This is a genomic window from Streptomyces sp. 7R007 (assembly GCF_054850255.1).
The window spans coordinates 102,970-127,027 of record NZ_JBTWMV010000016.1 but is presented as its reverse complement, the minus strand read 5'-3'; the positions used below and the strand labels follow the sequence as shown (position 1 = coordinate 127,027).

Here is a 24,058-nt window from a genome sequence, read left to right as displayed (position 1 = left end):
ATGGAGCGGTGACGCTTCTGCTGACGCGCAGTGACCTGGAGGCCGTCCTCGACGTCGGGGAGTGCCTGGACGTACTCGCCGACGGGTTCCGCGCCTCGGCCGCCCTGCCGGTCGCCGGCCAGCGGGTGCGCACCGATCTGCCGTTCCCGGGCACGGCCACGGCGCTGATCCCCGGGGTACTGCCGGGCATCGGGGCGTACACGGTGAAGGTCAACGCCAAGTTCCCCGCGGCGCGACCGGCGTTGCGCGGGGTGATCTGCCTGCACAGCGGGGCGGACGGCGAGTTGCTCGCCCTGCTGGACTCCGCGACCGTCACCGCCTGGCGGACCGGGCTGGCGGCGGCGCTCGGGACGCACGTCCTCGCGGGGGCGGGCGGGGACGTCGGGGTGGTCGGGGCCGGGGCGCAGGCCGAGTTGATGGTGCGCGGGCTGTCGGCGCTGCGGGACGTCGGTGCGCTCGTCGTCCATGACACGGACGGCGAGCGGGCCGCCGCGTTCGCCGCGCGGCACGGCGGGCGGGTGGCGGGCTCGGCGGCGGAGGTGGCGGCGGCGACCGACGTCGTGCTGCTGGCGACCTGGTCACGGGAGCCGTTGCTGCGGCTGGCGGACACCCGGGAGGGACAGCACGTCACGAGCCTCGGCGCCGACGAGCCGGGCAAGCGGGAACTCTCCGCCGATCTGCTTCAGGCCGCGCTGCTCGTCGTCGACGACCGTGAACTGGCCGCGCGAGCGGGCGCCTTGGGGGCCGCCGACCTGCCGCCCGAGGCCGCCGACGCGACACTCGGAGAGGTGCTACGGGGCGAACACCCCGGTCGGACGAGCGCGACCCCCCGCACCGTCTACGCCCCCGTCGGCCTGCCGTGGCAGGACCTGACCCTGTCCTGGACGGCGTACCGGCGGGCGGAGGGCGAGGGGCGGGGGTTGCGGGTGGACTTGCTGGGGTGACGGGTAGGTCGCTCGGGGCGGGCTGTGTCTGGGTTTGCTGGGGTGAGGGGCGGACCTGCGTCTGGATCTGCTGGGGTCAGGGGCGCGAGCGGCGTCTGGGTTTGCTGGGGGTGAGGGGCGGACTTGCGTCTGGGTTTGCTGGGGTGAGGGGGGACTTGCGTCTGGATCAGTTGGGGTTAGGGGCGCGAGCGGCGTCTGGGTTTGCTGGGGGTGAGGGGCGGACGGCGCTGGATCTGTTGGGGTTAGGGGCGCGAGCGGCGTCTGGGTTTGCTGGGGTCAGGGGTGCCGGCTGCGTGCGGAGCTGCTGGGTGAGAGGTCGGGCGGACGGGGGCGGGTTTCTTCCGTGGGCGGGGCTCGCGGGCATGCCGGCCTGGAGCTGTACGGGGTGTGCCGGGGCGGCTGCGGCGGGGGCCGGGTGGTGGTCGCCGCGATACGGGACGTCACCGGCACGCGGGTGGCGCCTGCCGTCTGCGGCGACGCCGTGCCGGGCGCCCTGCCCCTCCGTCGGCCCCGCCCCGAGCGAGAGCGCTCTCACGGTCGTGTTCGGGGCGAGTTATCCTGATCCGCACCCGTCGAGGAGGAGCCCCAAGTGACCGACCCAGCCCCGCGCCCGACGCTGGAGGCCGTGGCCGCCCGGGCCGGTGTCTCGCGGGCGACCGTCTCCCGGGTGGTCAACGGCGGCGACGGAGTGCGCGAACCGCTGGTCGAGCGGGTACGACGGGCGGTGGAGGAACTCGGGTACGTGCCGAACCAGGCCGCCCGCAGCCTCGTCACCCGGCGCCACGACGCCGTCGCCGTCGTCATCGCCGAACCGGAGACCCGCGTCTTCGCCGACCCCTTCTTCGCCCTCCAACTGCGCGGCATCAGCAAGGAGTTGACCGCGCACGACAACCAGCTCGTGCTGCTGCTCACCGAGGGCCGCGACGACCACGCCCGGGTCGGCCGCTATCTCGCCGGCGGCCATGTCGACGGCGCGCTCGTCTTCTCGCTGCACCTCGACGACCCGCTGCCGGAGCTGATCCAGCGTGCGGGAGTGCCGACCGTGTTCGGCGGGCGGCCCGGCTGGAACGACGGCAGCGGCGGTGCGGTGTACGTCGACAGCGACAACCGCGGCGGCGCCCGCGAGGCCGTACGGCACCTCGTCGCCCTCGGCCGCACCCGCGTCGCGCACATCACCGGCCCCCTCGACCAGACGTCCGCGGCGGACCGGCTCGACGGGTTCCGGGACGTGCGGGCCGACGCCGATCCCCGGCTGGTCGTGGAGAGCGACTTCACGCCGGCCGGCGGCGAACGGGCGATGCGCGAACTCCTCGGCCGCCGCCCCGACCTGGACGCCGTGTTCGCCGCCAACGACCTCACCGCCGCCGGTGCGCTGCGCGTCCTGCGCGAACACGGGCGGCGGGTGCCCGAGGACGTGGCCGTGATCGGCTTCGACGACATGGTGCCGGTCGCCGAGCAGACCGACCCGCCGCTGACGACGGTCCGCCAGGACATCGAGGAGATGGGCCGGCTGATGGCCCGGCTCCTGCTGCGCCGCCTCGGCCACGGCGACCCCGGCGAGGACGACCGCGGCGCGCCGCCGAGCAGCGTCGTCCTGCCGACCACGCTGGTGCGCCGCGCCTCGGCCTGACGCCGTCGCCGCCCCACGACCACGACGGCGCCCCCGGCCCCGGCCGTCAGCCCTGCGGCGGCGCGCTCTTGATGATCGCGAAACGGGCGCCGTACGGGTCGGCGAGCTTGGCGAACCGGCCCACCCCGGGGATGTCGGTGGCCGGCTCGCGGACCTCGCCGCCCAGCTCCCGCGCCTTGGCGACCGTCGCGTCGGCGTCCGCGACCTCGAAGTACGGCAGCCAGTACGCGCGGTCCTCCGACGGGGCGTCCGCCAGCGGCACGATCCCGCCGAACATCGCGTCCTCCCCGGCACCGGACGGGTTGACGCAGGTGTAGGTGCCGCCGGGGAAGGGCACCGCCGACGTCTCCAGGCCCAGCGTCTCGTGGTAGAACCAGGCGGCCGCCGCGATGTCCGGGGTGTAGAGCTCCACCCAGGACAGCGAGCCGGTCTCGCTCGCCACGTCGATGCCCTTGGTGCGGCCGGGCTGCCAGACGCCGAACGGCACGCCCGCCTTGTCGGCGAGGATCGCCATGTGGCCCTCGCCCATGACGTCCATGGGCTGCGCGAGCACACTGCCGTGCGCCTGCTCGGCCGCCTTCGCGGTGGCCTCCGCGTCCGCGCTCTGGAAGTACACCGTCCAGGCGGGCGGACCCTGCTCGCCCGTGGTCTGCATGCCGCCGGCCACGGTCTTGCCGTCGATCTGGAAGAAGCCGTAACCGCCGGCCTCGGGCCCCGCCGACTGGAACCGCCAGCCGAAGAGACCGCCGTAGAAGGAAAGGGCGCCGTCGATGTCGGGTGTGGCGACATCGATCCAGTTCGGAGCGCCGTTGACGAAACGGGTGGTGAGCATCATCGCCCTCCTCGGAAGGGTCCCGTTCACTGCACTGCCGAGTCTTGCACCGCCCACTGACAATCGCTGCCGGAGCGCCGGGGCGGGCGGCGGGTGCGGGGCGGCGCCCGGGATTCCGTTCCGTTCCGCGCGCCGCCGTGCGCCACCGTGCGCGGGCGGGTCACCATCGAGGGGCCGCGGGCCCTGCCGTGCGGCGTTGATCCGGCGTTGATCGAACGTTTTTCGCCGCGCGGCACGATCTCGCCCATGCACACGGACACGATCACGGCGGGCGATCTCGCCTGGCAGGCACAGGCGCTGTGCGCGCAGACCGGGGCGGACTTCTTCTTTCCCGAGCCGGGCAGCTCGGTGCGCGAGGCCAAGCGCATCTGCGGCATGTGCGAGATGCGCTCCGCCTGCCTGGAGTACGCGCTGCGCAACGACGAACGCTTCGGCGTCTGGGGCGGTCTGTCGGAGAAGGAACGCCTGGAGATGCGGCGCCTGGAAAACCCGTGAGCCGCACGGGGCGGGACGGTTAGGATCCGGGGGCGCACCCGGGCGTAGCGCAGAGGCAGGCGCACCCGCCTTGCTCAGGCGAAGCACGCCGGTTCGAATCCGGCCCCCGGGTCGCGCTGCGGGGGCCCTGTAGAGCAGAGGCAGACTCGCCGCCTTCTCAGGGCGGATACGCCGGTTCGAATCCGGCCGGGGCCCACGACGGCAGGGGCCGGTAGCGCAGAGGCAGGCGCACCTTCATGGCATGAAGGAGACGCCGGTTCGAATCCGGCCCGGCCCGCGGCACGGCATGGACGGGGGCGGAGAGACATGGGCGACGGCGACGTGATCGGCGACGAGGAACTGGCCGCCTTCCACCGCATGGTCGGCAGGCTGCGCGCGTTGCCCGTCGACGATCCGGTGCGCCTGCGGGCCGAGCAGGTCGCCGCCTCCTTCGCCCGCGACGGGCGGCTGCGGCGGCGCAAGGCGCGGGGCGCGGAGCTGAGCGCGGCGGACGCCGAGGCGATGGCCGCGACCGCGACCGGCGCAGCCGACCGGCGCGAGGACGCCCCCCTCGCCGTCCCGGGCGACGCCGGTGTCTTCCGCCGGGCGCGCGGCTGCTACGTCTGCAAGTCGCCCTATCGACACGTCGACGCCTTCTACCACCGGCTGTGCCCGCGCTGCGCCGCCGACCACACCGCCCGGCGCGGGCTGTCCACCGACCTCGGCGGCCGCCGGGCCCTGCTCACCGGCGGCCGGGTCAAGATCGGGTTCCAGCTCGCCCTGATGATGCTCCGGGACGGCGCGGAGGTGCTCGTCACCAGCCGTTTCCCGCACGACACCGTGCGCCGCTTCCGGGCCGAGCCGGGCAGCGGCAAGTGGCTCGACCGGCTCACGGTGCTCGCCGTCGACCTGCGCGATCCACGCCAGGTGCTGGGCCTGTGCGAGGAACTGCGGGCGGAGGGCGCGCCGCTCGACATCCTCGTCAACAACGCGGCGCAGACCGTGCGCCGGCCGCCCGAGTCGTACGCGCTGCTCGCCGCCGGCGAGCACGACGCGCTGCCCGAGGGCGCGCGGCGGGCGCCGGGCTTCACGCCGGCGCGGATGCTGGAGAGCGGCGCCGCGGCCCTGCCGGCGGTGCTGCGCGAGGCCGACGAGGCCGGGCTGCTGCCCGACCCGTCCCCGGAGAACTCCTGGTCGGCCCGGCTCGGCGCGCTCGACCCGGCCGAGGTCCTGGAGACCCAGCTCGTCAACGCCGTCGCCCCGGCACTGCTGTGCGACCGCCTGCTGCCGCTGCTGCTCGCCTCGCCGCGGCCCCGCCGTTACGTCGTCAACGTGACCGCCGTGGAGGGCCGGTTCGCCGTCCGCAACAAGACGGCCGGCCACCCGCACACCAACATGGCCAAGGCCGCCCTGAACATGCTCACCCGCACCAGCGCCGCCGAACTCGCCGGCCTCGGCGTGCACATGTGCGCCGTCGACACCGGCTGGATCACCGACGAGAACCCGGCGCCGAAGAAGCGGCGCATGGCCGACGCCGGGTTCCGCACGCCGCTGGACGTCGTGGACGGGGCGGCACGGGTGTACGACCCGATCGTGCGGGGTGAGGCGGGGGACCCCGTGTCGGGCGTCTTCCTCAAGGACTACCGGGAGGCGGACTGGTGAGCCGCCGCGGCATCGCCATGAACACCTCCGTCCAGAATCGCTGCTGGCCCGCCGACGCCCCGACCAGATAGGTCGCGCGCAGCTTCGCCGGCAGCAGGGCCACCAGCCGGGTCACCGCCTCGCGGTGCTTCTTGAGCTGGGACAGCTCCGCGTTGGCGAGGATCTGGTGGACCACGTCGGTGTCGTCGCCCCCCTCGGAGGAGTGCGCGGCGGCACGGCGCAGCCGCGTCTCCCAGGCGCCGACGTCGCGTGCGAGCTCGCGCAGTCCCGTCACCGGGCGGCCCTGGAAGCGGTCGATCAGCGCGGTGAGCGGCACGGGCGCGTACGCGCCGTCGCCGAGGTAGACCGTGCCCAGCTCCAGCGGCAGCCCGCGCCGGTGCAGCTTGATCAGCCGCTCCAGGGTGCGCTTGGTGATCCAGGCGCGTCCGTCGTCGTCGATGTCGTGCTTCCACCACTCCAGGACCGTCTCGGCGTCCGTGCCGTACCGGGCGAGCAGCCACTCGTTGGCCGGGATGTCCTCCGGCTGCACCTGCAGCGAGGCGGTGAACCGGGTCGCCTGGGCGATGTTGTTGCGTGCCACCAGCATCTTGCGGCCCAGGTGGTACGGCGGGTTCTGCACCGCGATCTGCGCCCGCAGGTTCTCGATCCGCCGTCCCGCGAGGGACCACTCCTGGGTGATCTCCATGAGCTTGGCGAACGCGGCCTTGTCCTTGGGCCGGTTGTACTCGTCCCACACGATCGCCTTGGGCTCGGGCCCGGTGAACTTCGCCGCGAGCAGGTTCTCCAGCGTGCCGTCCGCCGACGGGATCGGCGCGCACAGGTCCTCGACGTTCGTCACCGGCAGCGAGAAGTACAGCGCCTCGCGGCCCAGGCCCGCCCGCACCGTCTCCCGGACCAGCTCCGTCTTGCCGCACCCCGGCGGGCCCTGCAGCAGCACCGTCCAGCGGTTGCGCAGGGCCGCCCGGACGACCTGCCGTACCGGATCGGGCACCGCCGACGGGTTGGGCACGCCCAGGGACTCGGCGACGCGGTCCAGGAGCTCGGCCGTGCGGTCCTGCCCGGGCCTGCCGTCCGCGCCGGGCTCGGCCAGCCGCAGCCGCTCGCCGTCGACCAGGGGCAGGCCCCAGCGCAGCGGGAAGCCCTCGCGGGCGTTGGCCAGGACGTGGTCGAGGGTGCGCGGGGACAGCAGCTCGCGCAGGGCGGGGGACAGGGACGCCCACAGCGAGAACACCGGACGCAGGTCCCACGGGCGGTACTTGGCGGCCAGGTGCCGCCGCCACGCGGTGTCGTTGGCGGTGATCCGCAGTGTCACCATGCGGTCCAGGAGCGCGAGGTCGCTGCGCCGGGCGGAGGTCTCCGCCAGCGACTCGTTGTCGGTGAGGAAGACGCCGATGCAGCCCAGGGCGCGCAGATCGTGCTCCCCGAGGGTCCAGTTGCAGGCGATCTGCATCAGCTGGGACTGGATGGTCTCGCCCGCCTGCAGGGAGTCGTCGATGAGCAGCACGAAGGGCCTGCCGGGCCTGAGCTGGCTCATCACCAGCTGCCGCAGCGCCAGTTCGCCAGTGCGCGGGTCGCGCACGGGCGCGTTGACGAGCAGGTCGTCCGGCGTCAGGTTCGCCGCGGGGACGTACACCAGCGTCGCCTGCGGATATGCGCGGGCGATGTGGGTGAAGAACGTCGCGGTCTTGCCGATGCCGTGCTCGCCGAAGATCTGGCCGGTCTGCTCCATGTCGATCATCGCGTCGACGAAGGCTTCGAGGCGGGAGACCTCGGCGGGTCCGTGCGCGCCGGCGCCCGAAGGCGTCTGCCGTGACGCGGTCGTCATGTGTCCCTCACTTCGATCCTGTCGGTGCTGTCGTGTCCGTCGCTCCGGTCGTGACGCGATGGCAGGCCATCGCCGGGTGGCGCCGCTCGGGCCATTCGCTGCCGCCCTCGGTGATCAGCCAGATCCACTTGTCCGGCTCGGCCGGCGTGATCGGCGGGGCGTATCCGTCGGTGAGCACCACGACGGCGTCCGGGGTGACGTCGAACCGCCGCCCGTCCACCTCCGTACGCCCCTCCACGTAGTCCGCGACCGCCTGGAAGCTCGTGCCGCCCCCGCCGTACACCCGCTCGCCCGGCCTGAACGGCATCACCACGGCGTCGAAGGACAGCCAGTGCGCCTCGACCCCGTCGATCCGCCCGACCAGCCGCGTCAGCCAGTCGACGACGTGGTCCGGCATCGAGCCCGAGGTGTCGTAGGCGACCACGAGCACCTTCTCCCGCACCGGCCCGCGCCGCGAGAGCACCGGGTCCTGGCCGAGGGCGGCGAGCAGCGCGCCCCGCTTCTTGGGGTACACCAGCCGCTCGCCCTCGCGGAGCCTGGAGCCCAGCACGTCGACCAGCCAGCGCTGCCACCAGTCGACGGTCCGCGTGGGGGTGGTCTCGCCGCGCAGCGCGCCCGCGCCGAGGGTGCCCCAGATCCGCGCGGCCCGCGCGTTGCCGTCCTCGGTGCGGCCCATCAGGTCGAGCAGCTCCCGCTCCGCGCCCGCGTGCCCGCGCCGGGCCGCCAGCAGGGAGTTGAGCAGTGCGGAGGAGACCACCGCGTCGACGGTCTCCTGGTCGGCGGGCACGTCCCCGGCCCGCAGGTGCACGCACAGCCGGCGCTCCGGCACGGGCGGGTGACGCATCCGCTTCAGCTCGCCGTACACCCGCATGTCCGTCTCGGTGAACGTGTCGTACGGCACCGGCTCCAGGCCGTGCGCCGTCAGGTCGGCGACGTACGCCTCGTACACCTGCCGCGGGTCGACGCCCGTGGGTCTGCCGTCCAGCAGGGGCAGCCGCGTCCGGTCGAGCCGGACCAGCGCGACGTGGTTGACGGACACCTCGCAGGCCAGCTCGAAGACCGGGTCGGCGCGCAGGTCGGGGTCGGTGAACAGGTGCCGGTGCACCAGGTGCCGTGCCTCGTGGAACAGCACGAACTTCACGCCGTCCAGGCCGAGCCGGACGAAGAAGTCCGGGTTGTACAGCAGCAGGCAGGAGCCGTCGCCGGAGGCCACCACGGCCGCCGTGTCGACCGCGGTCGTCGGGATCTGGTGGTGGCACTTCGCGTACAGCCAGGAGGCCACCGCCGACTGCGTCAGTCCGAAGTCCAGCAGCGCGGCCTCCTTCAGCAGCCGCGCCTGCTCGACCACCGCCGTATCCGCCGGGCGGTAGCGCTCCAGCGCCCTGCGGTCGGCCAGGTCGACCACGGGGACACGCCGCCCCCGCTCTCCGTACGCCATGCCGAGTCCCCCGTACTCACGTATCTCCCCGTGCCTCATTGGTAGCAGCGCCCACTGACAGCGGGCCAGCGCATTACGCTCGGGGGCCAAGGGCGGGGCCGTAGCGCAGAGGCAGGCGCGCCGGTCTCCAGAACCGGAGCACGCTGGTTCGAATCCAGCCGCCCCGCCCCCTGCCCGCGGGTCAGGCGATCGCGCCCGCCGTCACGACGAGTTCGGGCGTGGTCCCGTGGAACGTGTCGAGGAGCTGCGCGAGCACCGCCCACGCCTCCTCACGGTCGGCCAGGTGCTCGCGCACGAGCGGCTCCAGCGCCTGCTCGGCGGCGCGCACGCGCGCGGGGAACAGCAGATGCCCGAGCGACAGCACCCTCAGGGTGTCGGCGGCGGGCGCGTGGGTCGTCGCGTAGTCGGCGGGACCGTCCAGCACGCCGGCCCGGCGCATCCGATGGGTGAACTTGCGGTGCTCACCGAACTGCGTGCGCAGCGCGGGCGGACAGTCCGGGCGCACGACGAGCGCCCAGCGCGCGTAACCGGGCAGCGGGCGCTCCCGGTCCGCCTCCGCGACCGCCTGCCAGTCGGCGCGCTCCAGCACCATGGAGGCCGCCTGTCGCGCGGCTGCCATGGTGGTGCCGGCGCGCAGTGCGCCCACGAGGCCGAGCCGTGTGTAGCTGCCGGGGACGGGGGGTTCCGTGCTGCTGCGCAGGACGCGGTCGACCGGGACGCGTGCCGTGCGGCCGGGGCCGAACGGCACGCCGCGCAGGACGGCGCGCCGCATGGAGTCGTCCGCGCCGGGATGCCGCCACACCATGGCGTTGAGGTCCGGGTCGTCCTCTTCCAGCACCCACAGCAGCACGGAGGACGGGACGGCCCGCCGGCTCCAGGAGGAGACCAGCTTCGCGCGCGTGTCGGCGTCGTCCACGCGCGCGTGCGCGGGCAGGCCGACCCGTCGCCGTATCCGCTCCGCGTCCCCGGTGTCGATCAGGCCCAGCAGAAAGCCGACGGCCTGTCCCGACGTGCTGTCGTCACCCATGCCCCGCATGATGGCGCGGCCGGGGTGCGTCCCGCACCGGGAATTCGGCTGCCGTCAGGCCCCCGCGCGCGCCGCCATCCGCGCCTTGCGGGCCGCCAGCCTCTCGTCGAACTTCAGCGCCTCCGCGTCGAGCCCGCCCAGGAACAGGCCGAGCTCCTCCTGGGCCTGGCGGCCCTCGGGGCCGAGGCCGTCGATCTCCAGGACCTTCAGGAAGCGCAGCACCGGCTGGAGCACGTCGTCGTGGTGGATGCGCAGGTTGTAGACCTCGCCGATGGCCATCTGCGCGGCGGCCCGCTCGAAGCCGGGGATGCCGTGACCGGGCATGCGGAAGTTCACCACGACGTCGCGGACGGCCTGCATGGTGGGATCGGGGGCGATCTCGAAGGCCGCCTTGAGCAGGTTGCGGTAGAAGACCATGTGGAGGTTCTCGTCCGTCGCGATGCGCGCCAGCATCCGGTCGCAGACGGGGTCGCCGGACTGGTGGCCGGTGTTGCGGTGCGAGATGCGGGTGGCGAGTTCCTGGAAGGCGACGTAGGCCACGGAGTGCAGCATCGAGTGGCGGTTGTCCGACTCGAAGCCCTCGCTCATGTGGGCCATCCGGAACCGCTCCAGCTGGTCCGGGTCGACCGCGCGCGAGGCGAGCAGGTAGTCCCGCATGACGATGCCGTGCCGGCCCTCCTCGGCGGTCCAGCGGTGCACCCAGGTGCCCCAGGCGCCGTCGCGGCCGAAGAGCGTGGCGATCTCGTGGTGGTAGCTGGGCAGGTTGTCCTCGGTGAGGAGGTTGACGACGAGCGCGATCCGGCCGATCTCGGTGACCTTGGACTGCTCCTTGTCCCAGGCCTCGCCGTCCTCGAAGAGGCCGGGGAAGTTACGGCCCTCCGACCACGGCACGTACTCGTGCGGCATCCAGTCCTTGGCGACCTTCAGATGCCGGTTGAGTTCCTGCTCGACCACTTCCTCCAGGGCGTACAACAGCCGGGCGTCGGTCCAGACGGCGGGGCTGCCGAGGTGCGGGGAAGTGATCGTCACGGGAACTCCAGGGGGACGCACGACATAAGGGGACGGGTCGGCGGGCGGGCGCCGGAACCTACGGAATCGTAGGCTACGAACCCGTAGGTTACGAGACCGTAGGTTAAGTACACCGTAAACATCCCTGATCAGGCAGCTTCCCAGGGCATGTCAAAAAGCCCCGGGACGCGCAGGTCCGGGGCCGAAGAGGTGAGGCGGTGACCCGTCAGGCGTACAGCTCCCGCAGCCGCACCGAGAGACACGTCACACAGCCTTCGAGCTTCTCGAACTCGCTGATGTCCACCACGACCACCTCGAAGCCGAGGTCGGTGAGCAGCTCGGCCGTCTTCGGCGCGCTCGCCGCCATCAGCAGCTTGGGGCCGCCGAGCAGCACCACGTGGGCACCCGACTCCTCCGGCACCGACAGGAAGCGCGGGAAGAGCGAGGGCCGGTCCACCTTGGGGATGTGCCCGACGACGGTCCCGTCGGGCAGCGCCGTGACCGCCGACTTCAGGTGCAGCACCTTGCTCACCGGTACGGCGACGACGCGCGCCCCCAGCGGTTCGAAGGCGGCCCGCAGCTGCTGCACGCCGGCCGCGTTGGTGCGCCCGCCCCGGCCGACGTAGATCGTGTCGCCGATCTTCAGCACGTCGCCGCCGTCCAGGGTGCCCGGCTCCCAGATCCAGTTCACCGAGCAGCCCAGGCCCGCCACGGCCTCCTCGACGCCGATGGTCTCCTCCCGCCGCGACTCGGCGCCGGGGCGCGTGATCAGGGCGACGTTGCGGTACATGACCACCGTGTCCTCGACGAACACCGAGTCGGGGCAGTCGTCGGCCGGGTCCACCTCGACGGTCTCCCAGCCGTGCTCGCGCAGCGCCTCGGTGTACGCCTGCCACTGCTCGACCGCGAGATCGACGTCGACCTTCTCCCGCTCGATGTGCGTCACCAGACCTTCGGCGAGGCGCGGGCTGGGGCGGCGGACGAGGGCCTTCTTGCTGGGCACGAGGAACTCCGTAACGGCGGGACGCTGACCGGCGCCCGTGCGGGGCGCCGGTCAGCCATCATGCAGCCCGCGTCCGTGTCGACAAAACCCTCGTTGCCAGGCTGTGCCCCTCCTGAGACGCGCTCATCCGATCGCCTCCGGCTCCGTCTCGCTCAGCTCGCCGTCCAGCAGCAGCCAGCGCGTGATCCCGATCGACTCCAGGAACGGCAGATCGTGACTGGCCACGATCAGCGCCCCCTGGTACGACTCCAGGGCCGACGTCAGCTGCCGCACGCTCGCCATGTCCAGGTTGTTCGTGGGCTCGTCCAGCATGAGCAGCTGCGGGGCCGGCTCGGCCAGCATCAGCGCCGCCAGCGCCGCCCGGAAGCGTTCACCGCCGGACAGCGTCGCCGCCTTCTGGTCGGCACGGGCACCGCGGAACAGGAAGCGGGCCAGCCGCGCCCGGACGCGGTTGTTGGTGGCGCCCGGCGCGAACCGGGCCACGTTCTCGGCGACCGACAGCTCGTCGTCGAGGACGTCGAGGCGCTGCGGCAGGAAACGCAGCGGCACGTGCGCGTGCGCCTCGCCCGCCACCGGCTCCAGCTGACCGGCGATCGTCCGCAGCAGCGTCGTCTTGCCGGCGCCGTTGCGCCCGATCAGCGCGACCCGCTCGGGCCCGCGCAGGTCGAGCCCGCCCGCCACCCGCGCGCCGTGGGCGAGCTTCAGGTCCATCAGGGTGAGCACGGTCCTTCCCGGCGGTACGGCGGTGTACGGCAGGTCGACGCGGATCTCGTCGTCGTCGCGCACGGCCTCCACCGCGTCGTCGAGCCGCTCCCTGGCCTCGGCGAGGCGCCCCTCGTGCAGCAGGCGGTGCTTGCCCGCGGACTCTTGTGCCGCGCGCTTGCGTGCGCCCATCACGATCTTCGGTTCGCGCTTCTGCTCCCACATCTTCTGCCCGTACCGCTTGCGGCGGGCCAACTTGACCTGGGCGTCGGCCAGTTCGCGCTTCTGCCGGCGCAGGTCCGCCTCGGCGACGCGCACCATGCGCTCGGCGGCCTCCTGTTCGGCGGCGAGGGCCTCCTCGTAGGCGGAGAAGTTGCCGCCGTACCAGGTGACCTCGCCGGAGTGCAGGTCGGCGATCTGGTCGACCCGGTCGAGGAGTTCACGGTCGTGGCTGACCACGATCATCACTCCGGGCCAGGACTCCACGGCCGCGTACAGCCGCCGGCGCGCGTACAGGTCGAGGTTGTTGGTGGGCTCGTCCAGCAGGAGGACGTCCGGCCGGCGCAGCAACAGGGCGGCCAGGCGCAGCAGCACCGACTCGCCGCCCGACACCTCGCCGATGGTCCGGCCCAACGGGATGTGGCCCAGGCCGAGTTCGCCGAGCGTGGCGAGGGCGCGCTCCTCCACGTCCCAGTCGTCGCCGACCGTCTCGAAGTGCTCCTCGGACACGTCGCCCGCCTCGATGGCGTGCAGCGCGGCCCGCCGCGCGGCGATGCCGAGCGCCTCGTCGACGCGCAGCCGGGTGTCGAGCGTGACGTTCTGCGGGAGGTACCCGACCTCGCCCGCGACGCGCACGGTGCCGTCGGCGGGGGCGAGCCGGCCGGCGATCAGTTTCAGCAGGGTGGACTTGCCCGAGCCGTTGACGCCGACGAGCCCCGTGCGGCCGGGGCCGAAGGCGATGTCGAGGCCCTCGAAGACGGCGGTGCCGTCGGGCCAGGTGAACGACAGGGACGTACAGGTGGCGGAAGCAGACATGGGGGCCTCGCGATTGCGTGATGCGGACAGGGGCAAACGCGTATCGAGACACCGGCGGCCGGCGGCGGGAGGAAGCAAGGCGCGCGGGAGGGCGTGGAGAAAGCCCTGCTCCGTCTGGACGGCTCGCAGCACCGAGGTCGCACGCGGCGCACACCCCCACGGGTGTGACGCGGTGTCTCAGGACCTCAGAGGAGCAACGTCCTTCTCCGATCGACGGCAACAGAACCGCTACGCACCGTACGAGGGCCCCTGGCGGCTGTCAACGAATTAACGTGACCCCCGACCGCACCGCACCAAGGAGACCTCGTGCCCCACGGTTCGCTCTCGCTCCCGGCCCGGCTGTACCTGCTGGCCTGGGACACGGCCGGCAGCGCTCCCCTGGTGCGGGCCGGCGCCCTCGCCGAGCTGGCCCGCCGCGGCCTGCTCACCGACGAGGACGGCATCGCCACGCCGGCCGACCTGGACACCCTCACCGGCGACGCCGCCCTGGACGGGCTGCTGGAACTGGTCCGCGAGTCACGCCCGCACGGGTGGCGGGCGTGGGTGACGCTCCACGCGCGCGTGACGGTGGACGGCGTGGTGGAGCAGCTGACGGCGGACGGGTTCCTGCTCGCCGAGCGCAAGCGGGTGCTCGGCGTCTTCCCGGTCGTCGCGGACCGCACGCTCGCCGACGCCGGGATCGTGCCCGAGCTGCGAGCCCGCCTGCGCGGCGTCTTCGAGGGGACGGTGCCGCCGACGGGCGAGGAGGCGGCCGTCGCGGCCCTCGCGGTCGCGGCGGGACTGCCCGCGCTGCCCGCGGACGGGGAACCGCAACGGCACAAGGAGCGCATCGAGGAGCTGACCGAACGCAGTGGCGCACAGGCCGTCGTGAGCGAACTGTGCGCGGCCCTGACGACGGCGGCCTGAGCGCGCCCGACGGCGCCTGCCGCATTCTCAGGACCGAGCCTCACGCGCGTGCCCACGTGGGTGCCGTATCTCCTGGACGAAGCCTCACGCGCATGCCCACTGCCCACACGGCTGCCGCATTCTCTGGTCCGGGCCCCATCCGGATGTCCACGCGACTGCCGCATTTCCTGAGCCGGGGCCCGCCCGCATGCCCACACGGCTGCCGCATTCCCTGGACCGAGCCCCATCCACATGCCCACGTACATGTCGGATTCCTGCCAGCTCCCTTTCCCGCAGGGCTGGTTGAGTGGGCCGTATGACCGATGCGAACCCTCTTCGTGACCGTGCCCTCGCCTTCCGTTCCCTGCACGTCCCGGGCCGCCCGCTGGTCCTCCCGAACGCCTGGGACACCGCCAGCGCCCGCCTGATCGAGGACGCCGGTGCCGCCGCCGTCGCCACCACCAGCGCCGGTCTCGCCTGGGCCCTCGGCGCGGCCGACGGCGACCGGCTGGAGCGGGGCCGGGCCCTGGAGGCCGTCGCCCGCATCGCCGCCGCCGTGGACGTGCCCGTGAGCGCGGACATCGAGAGCGGGTACGCGCCGGACGCGGCCGGCGTCGCGGACACCGTCCGTGCGGTGCTCGCGGCGGGCGCGGTCGGCGTCAACATCGAGGACGCGCTGTACGAGGCCGGTACGGGCCCGCTGCGTCCGGTCGCCGAGCAGGCCGAACGCATCGCCACCGTCCGCGAGACGGCCGACGCGGCGGGGGTGCCGCTGTTCGTCAACGCCCGTATCGACACCTTCCTCAGGGGTGCCGGGGGAGTGGACGTCACCCTGGAGCGGGCCGCCGCCTTCCGCGCCGCGGGCGCCGACGGGATCTTCGTCCCCGGGGCCGTCGACCCGGGGACCGTCAAGCTCCTCGTCGACGGCGTCGACGGTCCGCTGAACGTCATGGCGGGCCCCGGCGCACCGCCGGTCGCCGAACTGGCCGCGCTGGGCGTCGCCCGCGTCAGCGTCGGCTCCGCCCTCGCGCAGGCCGCCCACGCCCTGGTCCGCCGCGCCGCACGGGAGCTGCTGGACGCGGGGACGTACGAGTCGCTGACGGACGGCCTGGACTACGGCCGGCTCAACGGCCTGCTGGGGGCGACCCGTTAGCAGGCGTCGCGCATCAGCTCCGCCAGGTCGTGGTCGAGGTCCAGCTGGAGGTGCTCCAGGCCGACCGGCACGAGCTCGCCGCTGGCCTTGAGGAAGCGGCGCACGTCGGACGAGTGGATGTGGACCACCGCGGTGCCCTCGGGCGCGTGGAACTCCAGGACGGTGCGGTCGTACCCGTACGGCCGCACCCGCACGTCGCCGTGGCCCTCGGGGCCCTCCAGGCCGGCCGCGAGGAGTTCGCGGGAGAAGATCCAGCAGACCTCCACGCCCTCCAGGGTGGCCGGGGCCGGGAAGGTCATGCGGACCGCGAAGGGGTCGCGGCGGTCGTAGTGCAGGATGGCCGGAATGCTGGGCATACGCGGCGCGGCGGCCACGAGGCGGGCCTCCACGGGCTGCTCGATGACGGTGGACAACGCCTTGCTCCCTCGTGACGGCTGGACTGCTTCCGAATGGATCGGCCGGGCACTGCTAGAGACGCCGGAATCGGCCAATCCGTGCACACGAAAAGCGAGTGACCTCCGTCACCGCGTTCATGCGCGGAAGTGACGGGTTCCACCTCCCGTTTCCCGGTGGGCCCATGCGCCACGGCGGCCGTCTGGACGCCGTCCGCCCGGTCGGCTAGCTTCGCCCGCCATGAGGCGCTCGGGGAACACGCGACGAACGGGACGTACGTTTCGCACGCTGGCCGCGGCGGCGGCGTGCTCGGCCGCGCTGGCGGCCCTGACCGCCGCACCGGCCCGGGCACACACGGCACCGCGGTGGGACCTGAAGGCGACCGGCGCAGCCGACGTGCGCTTCCGGGGCCTGTCGGCCGTCAGCCGGGACACCGCCTGGGTGGCCGGCACCCAGGGCACCGTGCTGCGCACCACCGACGGCGGCGGGAGCTGGCGGAACGTCTCGCCGCCCGGCGCCGCCGACCTGGAGTTCCGGGACGTGGAGGCGTTCGACGCCCGGCACGCCGTGGTGCTGGCCATCGGCGAGGGCGAGGCGTCCCGCGTCTACCGCACCGACGACGGCGGCCGGACCTGGACGGAGTCCTTCCGCAACACCGACGCGAGCGCCTTCTACGACTGCCTCGCCTTCTTCGACCACCGCCACGGCCTCGCCGTGAGCGACCCGGTCGACGGCAGGTTCCGCATCCTGTCGACCTCGGACGGCGGCCGCAGCTGGCGGGTGCTGCCCGGCGAGGGCATGCCCGCCGCCCTGGACGGGGATGCCGGGTTCGCCGCCAGTGGCCAGTGCCTGGTCGCCTCGGGCCCCTCGGACGTGTGGCTGGCGACCGGCGGCGGCGCCCACGCGCGCGTGCTGCACTCCGCCGACCGGGGCCTGACCTGGACGGCCGCCGACACGCCGGTCCCGGCCGGCGACCCCGCCAAGGGCGTCTTCGCGCTCGCCTTCCGCGACCGCGTCCACGGACTCGCCGTCGGCGGCGACTACCGCCCCGACCAGCCCTCCCCGCAGGCCGCCGCCCGCACCTCCGACGCCGGCCGCACCTGGCGGCCCGCCGCCACCCCGCCACCCGCCTACCGCTCCGGCGTCACCTGGCTCCCCCACAGCCGCACCGCCGCCCTCGCCGTCGGCCCCACCGGCACCGACCTGACCACCGACGGCGGCCGCACCTGGCACACGCTCGACACGGGCTCGTACGACACCGTGGACTGCGCACCGGACCTCGGCTGCTGGGCGGCCGGCGAACAGGGAAGGGTGGCGCGGCTGGAGACGTGACGCATGGGGCCGGAATGCGGGTACCCGGTCGCCGACTGCGAAAGGAGTGAGCGACCATGCCCGCAGGTTCCAGCTCCAAGCGGGAGCGCCAGTACGAGCACATCAAGAAGAGCGCCCAGGACCGGGGGGAGAGCACCGGACGCGCCAAGGAGATCGCGGCCCGCACGGTCAACAAGGAACGCGCCCGGTCCGGCGAGTCGAAGACGGCCAGCCGCAGCTCCACCAAGGACATGTCCTCCAGCAGGCGTGGCGGCCAGCGCTCGGGCAACCGCACCGGCTCCCAGGGCCCGACCCGGGACCAGCTCTACAACGAGGCCAAACAGCGCGGTATCGAAGGCCGCTCGAACATGAACAAGGACCAGCTGCAGCGCGCGCTGAACGCCAAGAAGAGCTGACTCGCGCGGCTCAGCCGTCCGTCTCGCGGTAGCGCTCCAGGGCCGGGGCCGTCCGGGTGGCGTCGAACTCGGTGATGCGGTACGCGCACACCCCGCCGGTGGCGAACGGGTCCCCGGCGGCTATCTCCTCGGCACGCGCGCGATCCTCGGCGACGGCGAGGATGACCCCGCCGTCGCGCGGGTTCTTGCGTCCGGCCGCCAGGAAGACGCCCTTCTCGAACTGCTCGTCCAGCCAGGTCACATGGGCCTTCACCAAAGCGTCGACGGCTTCCGGTGGGGCGGTGTAGGTCAGCTCCATCACGAACATGATCGGCAGCCTACGCCGACCCACTGACAGCCCCTTACGCTCGTGGACATCATGACCGTGAGCATCCCCGCGGGCCGGCCCGCGACCGAGGAAGAGGCCCGCGCGGTACAGGACGAGCTGCGCGCCCGTGTCGTGCACGACGAACCGGGACCCCCGCCGGGCACCGGCCGCGTCACCGGCGTCGACGTGGCCTACGACGACGAGCGGGACGTCGTCGCCGCCGCGGCCGTCGTCCTGGACGCGGCGACCCTCGACGTCGTCGCCGAGGCGACCGCCGTCGGCCGGATCTCCTTCCCGTACGTGCCCGGGCTGCTCGCCTTCCGCGAGATCCCCACGGTCCTCGCGGCCCTCGACGCCCTGTCCTGCCCGCCGGGCCTGGTCGTCTGCGACGGCTACGGCCTCGCCCACCCGCGCCGCTTCGGCCTCGCCAGCCACCTCGGGGTGCTCACCGGCCTGCCCACGATCGGCGTCGCGAAGAACCCGTTCACCTTCGCCTACGACGACCCGGACGCCCCGCGCGGCAGCACCTCACCCCTGCTCGACGGGACGGACGAGGTCTGCCGCGCCCTGCGCACGCGGGACGGCGTCAAGCCGGTCTTCGTCTCCGTCGGCCACCGCGTGAGCCTGGACACCGCCTGCGCCCACACGCTGGCCCTGACCCCGCGCTTCCGCCTGCCGGAGACCACCCGCAGGGCGGACGCCCTGTGCCGCGCGGCGCTCAGGGAGGCGACGGGGGCCTGAGTAGCCGTGGGTACCCGCTCTGAGTATCCGTACGGATGTGGGCGCCCCGCCCGTCTCGGCAGGCTTGCCCGCATGACGACGCACCGCGCACCCAAGCCCCTCGCCGACCCCCACCGTCCCGTCGAGCGCGCCGTGACGGCCGCCCTGGTCCTCGCCGTGCTGGCCGGGATCGGCTGGATCGCCGGGATGATCTACACGGTCGCGGGGTGGTCCCTGTAGCTCCACGCGGTCGGGGGATGGTCCCTGTAGAGCCATGCGGTCGGGGGATGGTCCCTGTTGATCCACTCGGTCACGGAGTGGTTCTAAGCGCCGTTCACCCGTTGGCGGCCACCCTGAAGACGATGCCCGCCGCGCGCAGCCGCTCGGTCAGCGCGTTGCCCATCGCGACCGCCGTGGTGACCTGACCGGCCGTCGGCGGCAGGTCGTCGAAGGCCAGCGACAGCGCCGCCTCGGCGAACATCTTGGCCGTCTCGTCGTACCCGGGGTCACCGCCCGAGACCTCGGTGAACACGCGCCGACCGCCGCCCTCGCCGACGAACCGGACGCGGAACCAGCTCCGCGCCCGCTTCTCCGCGCTCGGCCCGTCCCCCGGCCTGAGCCGGTCCGACAGCCAGCGGCGGGCGGGCGGCAGCTGCGCGGCGGCGAAGGCCCCGCCGACGGCCGCGATCCCGCCGAGCGCCATGGGCAGCCGCCGCACCGCCGCGTAGTGGCGGTAGCGGAAGTCGGGGCCGTAGCGCTCAAGAGCCTTCGCGGACCGGCTCACGATCTGCGGGTCGATGGTGGGCAGCGGCAGCGCCCAGGCGCCGACCTCCTTGGCGAACCGCGGCGCGCCCGTGGGCGCCCCGGCCCGCCGCCCCACCAGCCGCGGCTCGTGCCGCCTGCGGTCGCGTTCCGCCGCCAGCATGGGCCGCACGCGCGCGAACTGGTTGAGGGCGGAGGCGAAGGTGCCGCCCGAGAAGGCGGCGTCGGCCGTCACGAAACCGTCGACCCTCAGGGGCACGCCCTGCGGCAGCTGCCGCACCGTGAAGTACACCCCGAGGTCGTGCGGCACCGAGTCGAACCCGCAGGCGTGCACCAGCCGCGCGCCGGTCTCCCGCGCGCGTGCGTCGTGCCGGACGTACATCAGGTCCACGAACTCCGGCTCACCGGTGAGGTCGAGGTAGTCCGCGCCGGTGTCGGCGCAGGCGGCGACGAGTTCCTCGCCGTAGGTCACGTACGGGCCCACCGTCGTGGCGACCACGCGCGCGTGCCCGGCGAGGGCGCGCAGCGAGGCCGGGTCGGACACGTCCGCGCGCAGCACGCCGATCTCCGTGCCGCCGGGAAGCCGTTCGCGCAGCCGCCGCAGCTTCGTCTCGCTGCGGCCCGCGATCGCCCAGCGCAGCCCTGCGGGCGCGTGGGCCGCGAGGTACTCGGCGGTGAGCGTGCCGACGAAGCCCGTGGCTCCGAACAGCACGATGTCGTACGGACGGTCCGCCCGGTTCAGCCTGCTCATGACACCCCTCGGTCCGCAGCTCGCGCCGTTGTCGGTGGCCGAGGCTAGCGTGAGCGGTGGGCGCCCCCGGGAGGCGGGGCCCACCGAACGGGTGCGGCGTGCGGCGGCGCCGCGATAATTGGCTAAGCGCTTGCTCTGCGGGTCTTGTGCTCGGTGGAACGTGTTCTTAGCATCGTTGGTGTTACATCGGTTGTGTCACACCTCGTGTGGCCTACCTCTGGGGGCTGGATGGCAACGACGCCAGGGCAGGGGCCGCTGACCGGCGTGCGCGTGGTCGAGCTGGCCGGCATCGGTCCCGGCCCCTTCGCCGCCATGCTCCTGGCCGACCTGGGCGCCGACGTGGTCCGCGTGGACCGCCCCGGCGGCGCCGGGCTCGCCATCAAGCCGGAGTACGACGTCACCAACCGCAACAAACGCTCGGTGATCGTCGACCTGAAGTCCGCCGACGGCGCCGCCCGCGTCCTCGACCTCGCCGCCCGCGCCGACGTCCTCATCGAGGGCTACCGCCCCGGCGTCGCCGAGCGGCTCGGCGTCGGCCCCGAGGACTGCCTCGCCCGCAACCCCGCGCTCGTCTACGGCCGGATGACCGGCTGGGGCCAGGACGGACCGCTGGCCCCCCGCGCCGGCCACGACGTCGCCTACATCGCCGTCACCGGCACCCTCGGCATGATCGGCGAACCGGACCGCCCGCCCGCCGTCCCCGCCAACCTGCTCGGCGACTACGCGGGCGGCTCCCTGTACCTCGTCGTCGGCGTCCTCGCCGCCCTGCACCACGCGCGCGCGACGGGCGCCGGCCAGGTCGTCGACGCCGCCATCGTCGACGGCACCGCGCACCTCTCCGCGATGATCCACGGCATGCTCGCCGCCGGCGGCTGGCAGGACCGGCGCGGCGCCAACCTCCTGGACGGCGGCTGCCCCTACTACGGCACCTACGAGACCGCCGACGGCGGGTACATGGCCGTCGGCCCCCTGGAGCCGCGGTTCTACGAGGAGTTCGTGACCCTGCTCGACCTGCCCGAGCACGCCGACGCCCGCCGCGACTGGGCCCGCTGGGGCGAGCTGCGCGAGGCGGTCGCCGCCCGCTTCAAGTCCCGTACCCGGGACGAGTGGACGGCCCTGTTCGAAGGCTCCGACGCGTGCGTGGCGCCCGTGCTGTCGCTGCGCGAGGCCCCGCACCACCCGCACCTCGCCGCCCGTGGCACCTTCACCGACCACGGCGGACTCACCCAGCCCGCCCCCGCGCCCCGCTTCTCCGCCACCCCGACGACCGTCCGCACCGGGCCCGCCCGCCCGGGCGCCGACACCGCGGCCGTGGCGCGCGACTGGGACGTACCCGACCTGCTGAAAGGCCCTGAATGAAGCGGCAGATCTTCGCCCCGGAGCACGACGCGTTCCGCGCGACCGTGCGCGCCTTCCTGGCCAGGGAGGTGCTGCCGTACTACGAACAGTGGGAGAAGGACGGCGTCGTCGCGCGCGACGCCTGGCGGGCGGCCGGAAAGCAGGGCCTGCTCGGGCTCGCCGTGCCCGAGGAGTACGGCGGCGGAGGCACCGCCGACTTCCGCTACAGCGCCGTCCTCGCCGAGGAGTTCACCCGCGCCGGCACCCCGGGACTCGCCCTCGGCCTGCACAACGACATCATCGGCCCGTATCTGACGGGCCTGGCCACCGAGGAGCAGAAGCGCCGCTGGCTGCCCGGCTTCTGCGACGGCTCGCTGATCACGGCCATCGCCATGACCGAGCCCGGCGCCGGTTCCGACCTCCAGGGCATCTCCACCCGTGCCGAGGACCGGGGCGACCACTGGCTGCTCAACGGCTCCAAGACGTTCATCTCCAACGGCATCCTCGCCGACCTGGTGATCGTCGTCGCGAAGACGACCCCCGAGGGCGGCGCGCACGGGCTGTCGCTGCTGGTCGTCGAGCGCGGGATGGAGGGCTTCGAGCGGGGCCGCAACCTCGACAAGATCGGCCAGAAGGCGCAGGACACCGCCGAGCTGTTCTTCCGCGACGTGCGCGTGCCCAAGGAGAACCTGCTCGGCGCGCTCAACGGCGCCTTCGTGCACCTGATGACGAACCTCGCCCAGGAGCGTCTGAGCATCGCCGTCTCCGCGATCGCCGCCGCCGAGCACCTGGTGGAGATCACCACGCAGTACGTCAAGGAGCGCGAGGCCTTCGGCCGGCCGCTGGCGGCCAAGCAGCACGTCCGGTTCGAGATAGCCGAGATGGCCACCGAGTGCGCCGTCACCCGCACCTTCCTCGACCGCTGCATAGAGGACCACTCCGACGGCGCCCTCGACGCCGTGCACGCCTCCATGGCCAAGTGGTGGGCGACCGAACTGCAGAAGCGGGTCGCCGACCGCTGCCTCCAACTGCACGGCGGATACGGCTACATGAGCGAATTCCCGGTGGCCAAGGCGTTCACCGACGGCCGCATCCAGACCATCTACGGCGGCACCACCGAGATCATGAAGGAGATCATCGGCCGTTCCCTGCTCGGCTGAGGCTCTTCCGCTCGACCGACCCTCACCCTCCGAAAGGCTTCCTCGTGAGCACCGAAGCGTATGTGTACGACGCGATCCGCACCCCGCGCGGTCGCGGCAAGGCGAACGGCGCCCTGCACGGCACCAAGCCCATCGACCTGGTCGTCGGCCTGATCCACGAGCTGCGCGGCCGTTTCCCGGGTCTGGATCCGGCGGCGATCGACGACATCGTGCTCGGCGTCGTCGGCCCGGTCGGCGACCAGGGCTCCGACATCGCCCGCATCGCCGCGATCGCCGCCGGGTTGCCGGACACGGTGGCGGGCGTGCAGGAGAACCGCTTTTGTGCCTCGGGCCTGGAGGCGGTGAACATGGCCGCGGCCAAGGTCCGTTCCGGCTTCGAGGACCTTGTCCTGGCGGGCGGTGTGGAGTCCATGTCGCGGGTGCCGATGGCCTCCGACGGGGGTGCCTGGTTCAACGACCCGATGACCAACCTCGCCACCAACTTCGTCCCCCAGGGCATCGGCGCCGACCTCATCGCCACCATCGAGGGCTTCTCCCGCCGGGACGTCGACGAGTACGCGGCGCTGTCGCAGGAGCGCGCGGCCACCGCCTGGAAGGAGGGCCGCTTCGAGCGGTCCGTGGTTCCGGTGAGGGACCGCAGCGGGCTGGTCGTCCTCGACCACGACGAGCACCTGCGGCCCGGCACCACGGCCGATTCCCTCGCCAAGCTCAAGCCGTCGTTCGCGGACATCGGCGAGCTGGGTGGCTTCGACGCGGTGGCGCTGCAGACGTACCACTGGGTGGAGAAGATCGACCACGTCCACCACGCGGGCAACTCCTCCGGCATCGTCGACGGCGCCTCGCTGGTCGCGATCGGCACCAAGGAGGTGGGGGAGCGCTACGGCCTCACGCCCCGCGCGCGGATCGTGGCCGCGGCCGTCTCCGGCTCCGAGCCCACGATCATGCTCACCGGGCCCGCGCCCGCCACCCGCAAGGCCCTGGCCAAGGCGGGGCTGACCATCGACGACATCGACCTCGTCGAGATCAACGAGGCGTTCGCGGCGGTCGTCCTGCGCTTCGTGAAGGACATGGGCCTGTCGCTGGACAAGGTCAACGTCAACGGCGGCGCGATCGCGCTCGGTCACCCCCTCGGCGCGACCGGCGCGATGATCCTGGGCACGCTCGTCGACGAACTGGAACGCCAGGACAAGCGGTTCGGCCTGGCCACGCTGTGTGTCGGCGGCGGCATGGGCATCGCCACCATCGTCGAGCGCGTCTGACCCCCCTTCCCACGGATCACGGA

At 73.3% G+C, this 24,058-nt stretch carries 23 protein-coding genes and 4 tRNA genes; 17 read left to right on the top strand and 10 right to left on the bottom strand.

The genetic code is table 11. From position 1 onward, the window contains the following. The first annotated feature begins 8 nt into the window (after nt 1-8). Nucleotides 9-944 carry an ornithine cyclodeaminase family protein gene (locus ACYF6T_RS22290; protein ID WP_461698560.1) on the top strand — a complete coding sequence of 312 codons (936 nt, stop codon included), beginning with the start codon at nt 9-11 and terminating at the stop codon, nt 942-944. Nucleotides 945-1,533: 589 nt separating this feature from the next. Beyond that, nucleotides 1,534-2,574, top strand: a complete 1,041-nt coding sequence (locus ACYF6T_RS22285) for a LacI family DNA-binding transcriptional regulator (RefSeq protein WP_461698559.1) — start codon at nt 1,534-1,536, stop codon at nt 2,572-2,574. A 46-nt stretch (nt 2,575-2,620) separates the two neighbouring features. On the opposite strand, the gene ACYF6T_RS22280 is transcribed toward ACYF6T_RS22285, so the two are convergent. Then, on the bottom strand, nt 2,621-3,406 hold the full coding sequence (locus tag ACYF6T_RS22280) for a VOC family protein (protein WP_461698631.1): 786 nt from the start codon (nt 3,404-3,406) through the stop codon (nt 2,621-2,623). 246 nt (nt 3,407-3,652) lie between these two features. Between ACYF6T_RS22280 and ACYF6T_RS22275 the strand changes: the two genes are divergently transcribed. The 5 genes from ACYF6T_RS22275 to ACYF6T_RS22255 all read left to right on the top strand — a co-directional run bounded on the left by ACYF6T_RS22275 (nt 3,653) and on the right by ACYF6T_RS22255 (nt 5,542). Next, on the top strand, nt 3,653-3,901 hold the full coding sequence (locus ACYF6T_RS22275) for a WhiB family transcriptional regulator (RefSeq protein ID WP_461698558.1): 249 nt from the start codon (nt 3,653-3,655) through the stop codon (nt 3,899-3,901). A gap of 37 nt (nt 3,902-3,938) precedes the next feature. Continuing rightward, nucleotides 3,939-4,013, top strand: a tRNA-Ser gene (locus ACYF6T_RS22270). Between the two features lie 11 nt (nt 4,014-4,024). After that, nucleotides 4,025-4,096: transfer RNA gene (locus ACYF6T_RS22265), tRNA-Glu, on the top strand. A 10-nt stretch (nt 4,097-4,106) separates the two neighbouring features. Next, nucleotides 4,107-4,178: transfer RNA gene (locus ACYF6T_RS22260), tRNA-Ala, on the top strand. Nucleotides 4,179-4,207: 29 nt separating this feature from the next. Next, on the top strand, nt 4,208-5,542 hold the full coding sequence (locus ACYF6T_RS22255) for an SDR family NAD(P)-dependent oxidoreductase (protein WP_461698557.1): 1,335 nt from the start codon (nt 4,208-4,210) through the stop codon (nt 5,540-5,542). Here the strand turns inward: ACYF6T_RS22255 and ACYF6T_RS22250 are convergent. Together ACYF6T_RS22250 and ACYF6T_RS22245 are read right to left on the bottom strand one after the other, a co-directional pair. Next, the gene (locus ACYF6T_RS22250; protein ID WP_461698556.1) at nt 5,514-7,367 is read right to left on the bottom strand and encodes an AAA family ATPase; all 1,854 of its coding nucleotides are present in this window, start codon (nt 7,365-7,367) and stop codon (nt 5,514-5,516) included. The two genes, ACYF6T_RS22255 and ACYF6T_RS22250, sit on opposite strands and share 29 nt — an antisense overlap. Before the next feature lie 7 nt (nt 7,368-7,374). Then, nucleotides 7,375-8,805, bottom strand: a complete 1,431-nt coding sequence (locus ACYF6T_RS22245) for a vWA domain-containing protein (protein WP_461698555.1) — start codon at nt 8,803-8,805, stop codon at nt 7,375-7,377. Between the two features lie 92 nt (nt 8,806-8,897). Between ACYF6T_RS22245 and ACYF6T_RS22240 the strand changes: the two genes are divergently transcribed. After that, nucleotides 8,898-8,973, top strand: a tRNA-Trp gene (locus tag ACYF6T_RS22240). Nucleotides 8,974-8,986: 13 nt separating this feature from the next. On the opposite strand, the gene ACYF6T_RS22235 is transcribed toward ACYF6T_RS22240, so the two are convergent. The 4 genes from ACYF6T_RS22235 to ACYF6T_RS22220 form a co-directional block, all read right to left on the bottom strand. Continuing rightward, on the bottom strand, nt 8,987-9,832 hold the full coding sequence (locus ACYF6T_RS22235) for a hypothetical protein (RefSeq protein WP_461698554.1): 846 nt from the start codon (nt 9,830-9,832) through the stop codon (nt 8,987-8,989). A gap of 54 nt (nt 9,833-9,886) precedes the next feature. Further along, nucleotides 9,887-10,861 carry an acyl-ACP desaturase gene (locus ACYF6T_RS22230; protein ID WP_461698553.1) on the bottom strand — a complete coding sequence of 325 codons (975 nt, stop codon included), beginning with the start codon at nt 10,859-10,861 and terminating at the stop codon, nt 9,887-9,889. A gap of 205 nt (nt 10,862-11,066) precedes the next feature. Beyond that, on the bottom strand, nt 11,067-11,843 hold the full coding sequence (gene ddaH / locus ACYF6T_RS22225) for a dimethylargininase (RefSeq protein ID WP_461698552.1): 777 nt from the start codon (nt 11,841-11,843) through the stop codon (nt 11,067-11,069). A gap of 123 nt (nt 11,844-11,966) precedes the next feature. Beyond that, nucleotides 11,967-13,580 carry an ABC-F family ATP-binding cassette domain-containing protein gene (locus ACYF6T_RS22220; RefSeq protein ID WP_461698551.1) on the bottom strand — a complete coding sequence of 538 codons (1,614 nt, stop codon included), beginning with the start codon at nt 13,578-13,580 and terminating at the stop codon, nt 11,967-11,969. A 306-nt stretch (nt 13,581-13,886) separates the two neighbouring features. Between ACYF6T_RS22220 and ACYF6T_RS22215 the strand changes: the two genes are divergently transcribed. Together ACYF6T_RS22215 and ACYF6T_RS22210 are read left to right on the top strand one after the other, a co-directional pair. After that, complete coding sequence (locus ACYF6T_RS22215; RefSeq protein ID WP_461698550.1) at nt 13,887-14,486, top strand: GOLPH3/VPS74 family protein; 600 nt, start codon at nt 13,887-13,889, stop codon at nt 14,484-14,486. Nucleotides 14,487-14,781: 295 nt separating this feature from the next. Continuing rightward, nucleotides 14,782-15,618, top strand: coding sequence for an isocitrate lyase/PEP mutase family protein (locus ACYF6T_RS22210; RefSeq protein ID WP_461698549.1), 837 nt, complete (start codon nt 14,782-14,784; stop codon nt 15,616-15,618). Here ACYF6T_RS22210 and ssgD read toward each other — a convergent pair. Beyond that, complete coding sequence (gene ssgD / locus ACYF6T_RS22205; RefSeq protein ID WP_461698548.1) at nt 15,615-16,031, bottom strand: spore wall synthesis regulator SsgD; 417 nt, start codon at nt 16,029-16,031, stop codon at nt 15,615-15,617. The genes ACYF6T_RS22210 and ssgD overlap by 4 nt on opposite strands. Nucleotides 16,032-16,251: 220 nt before the next feature. Between ssgD and ACYF6T_RS22200 the strand changes: the two genes are divergently transcribed. Together ACYF6T_RS22200 and ACYF6T_RS22195 are read left to right on the top strand one after the other, a co-directional pair. Continuing rightward, nucleotides 16,252-17,343, top strand: a complete 1,092-nt coding sequence (locus ACYF6T_RS22200; RefSeq protein ID WP_461698547.1) for a WD40/YVTN/BNR-like repeat-containing protein — start codon at nt 16,252-16,254, stop codon at nt 17,341-17,343. A gap of 56 nt (nt 17,344-17,399) precedes the next feature. Continuing rightward, the gene (locus ACYF6T_RS22195) at nt 17,400-17,738 is read left to right on the top strand and encodes a plasmid stabilization protein (protein WP_461698546.1); all 339 of its coding nucleotides are present in this window, start codon (nt 17,400-17,402) and stop codon (nt 17,736-17,738) included. A 10-nt stretch (nt 17,739-17,748) separates the two neighbouring features. Here ACYF6T_RS22195 and ACYF6T_RS22190 read toward each other — a convergent pair whose 3' ends face one another. Then, the gene (locus ACYF6T_RS22190) at nt 17,749-18,045 is read right to left on the bottom strand and encodes a YciI family protein (protein WP_461698545.1); all 297 of its coding nucleotides are present in this window, start codon (nt 18,043-18,045) and stop codon (nt 17,749-17,751) included. A gap of 48 nt (nt 18,046-18,093) precedes the next feature. On the opposite strand from ACYF6T_RS22190, the gene ACYF6T_RS22185 reads away from it, so the two are divergent. Together ACYF6T_RS22185 and mmpA are read left to right on the top strand one after the other, a co-directional pair. Continuing rightward, entirely contained in the window at nt 18,094-18,786 is a 693-nt protein-coding gene (locus tag ACYF6T_RS22185; protein WP_461698630.1) for an endonuclease V, read from the top strand. 72 nt (nt 18,787-18,858) lie between these two features. After that, complete coding sequence (gene mmpA, locus ACYF6T_RS22180; protein ID WP_461698544.1) at nt 18,859-19,005, top strand: morphogenic membrane protein MmpA; 147 nt, start codon at nt 18,859-18,861, stop codon at nt 19,003-19,005. A gap of 94 nt (nt 19,006-19,099) precedes the next feature. Here the strand turns inward: mmpA and ACYF6T_RS22175 are convergent, their stop codons facing one another. Then, nucleotides 19,100-20,278, bottom strand: a complete 1,179-nt coding sequence (locus ACYF6T_RS22175) for a saccharopine dehydrogenase family protein (RefSeq protein WP_461698543.1) — start codon at nt 20,276-20,278, stop codon at nt 19,100-19,102. A gap of 228 nt (nt 20,279-20,506) precedes the next feature. On the opposite strand from ACYF6T_RS22175, the gene ACYF6T_RS22170 reads away from it, so the two are divergent. The 3 genes from ACYF6T_RS22170 to ACYF6T_RS22160 are packed head-to-tail and all read left to right on the top strand — an operon-like array spanning nt 20,507 to nt 24,035. After that, nucleotides 20,507-21,637: a CaiB/BaiF CoA transferase family protein gene (locus tag ACYF6T_RS22170; protein ID WP_461698542.1), complete on the top strand. Its 1,131-nt coding sequence runs from the start codon at nt 20,507-20,509 to the stop codon at nt 21,635-21,637. Further along, nucleotides 21,634-22,776 carry an acyl-CoA dehydrogenase family protein gene (locus ACYF6T_RS22165; protein ID WP_461698541.1) on the top strand — a complete coding sequence of 381 codons (1,143 nt, stop codon included), beginning with the start codon at nt 21,634-21,636 and terminating at the stop codon, nt 22,774-22,776. Before ACYF6T_RS22170 ends, ACYF6T_RS22165 begins: the two co-directional genes overlap by 4 nt. A gap of 44 nt (nt 22,777-22,820) precedes the next feature. Then, on the top strand, nt 22,821-24,035 hold the full coding sequence (locus tag ACYF6T_RS22160; RefSeq protein ID WP_461698540.1) for an acetyl-CoA C-acetyltransferase: 1,215 nt from the start codon (nt 22,821-22,823) through the stop codon (nt 24,033-24,035). The last annotated feature ends 23 nt before the right edge of the window (nt 24,036-24,058 follow it).

What these genes read in the sequence shown, in the direction of transcription:
- ACYF6T_RS22175 (WP_461698543.1), bottom strand. Translation starts at nt 20,278, where the DNA reads ATGAGCAGGCTGAACCGGGCGGACCGTCCGTACGACATCGTGCTGTTC.
- ACYF6T_RS22255 (WP_461698557.1), top strand. Translation starts at nt 4,208, where the DNA reads ATGGGCGACGGCGACGTGATCGGCGACGAGGAACTGGCCGCCTTCCAC.
- ACYF6T_RS22170 (WP_461698542.1), top strand. Translation starts at nt 20,507, where the DNA reads ATGGCAACGACGCCAGGGCAGGGGCCGCTGACCGGCGTGCGCGTGGTC.
- ACYF6T_RS22275 (WP_461698558.1), top strand. Translation starts at nt 3,653, where the DNA reads ATGCACACGGACACGATCACGGCGGGCGATCTCGCCTGGCAGGCACAG.
- ACYF6T_RS22200 (WP_461698547.1), top strand. Translation starts at nt 16,252, where the DNA reads ATGAGGCGCTCGGGGAACACGCGACGAACGGGACGTACGTTTCGCACG.
- ACYF6T_RS22280 (WP_461698631.1), bottom strand. Translation starts at nt 3,406, where the DNA reads ATGCTCACCACCCGTTTCGTCAACGGCGCTCCGAACTGGATCGATGTC.
- ACYF6T_RS22235 (WP_461698554.1), bottom strand. Translation starts at nt 9,832, where the DNA reads ATGGGTGACGACAGCACGTCGGGACAGGCCGTCGGCTTTCTGCTGGGC.
- ACYF6T_RS22250 (WP_461698556.1), bottom strand. Translation starts at nt 7,367, where the DNA reads ATGACGACCGCGTCACGGCAGACGCCTTCGGGCGCCGGCGCGCACGGA.
- ACYF6T_RS22195 (WP_461698546.1), top strand. Translation starts at nt 17,400, where the DNA reads ATGCCCGCAGGTTCCAGCTCCAAGCGGGAGCGCCAGTACGAGCACATC.
- ACYF6T_RS22220 (WP_461698551.1), bottom strand. Translation starts at nt 13,580, where the DNA reads ATGTCTGCTTCCGCCACCTGTACGTCCCTGTCGTTCACCTGGCCCGAC.
- ACYF6T_RS22245 (WP_461698555.1), bottom strand. Translation starts at nt 8,805, where the DNA reads ATGGCGTACGGAGAGCGGGGGCGGCGTGTCCCCGTGGTCGACCTGGCC.
- ACYF6T_RS22190 (WP_461698545.1), bottom strand. Translation starts at nt 18,045, where the DNA reads ATGTTCGTGATGGAGCTGACCTACACCGCCCCACCGGAAGCCGTCGAC.
- ACYF6T_RS22210 (WP_461698549.1), top strand. Translation starts at nt 14,782, where the DNA reads ATGACCGATGCGAACCCTCTTCGTGACCGTGCCCTCGCCTTCCGTTCC.
- ACYF6T_RS22165 (WP_461698541.1), top strand. Translation starts at nt 21,634, where the DNA reads ATGAAGCGGCAGATCTTCGCCCCGGAGCACGACGCGTTCCGCGCGACC.
- mmpA (WP_461698544.1), top strand. Translation starts at nt 18,859, where the DNA reads ATGACGACGCACCGCGCACCCAAGCCCCTCGCCGACCCCCACCGTCCC.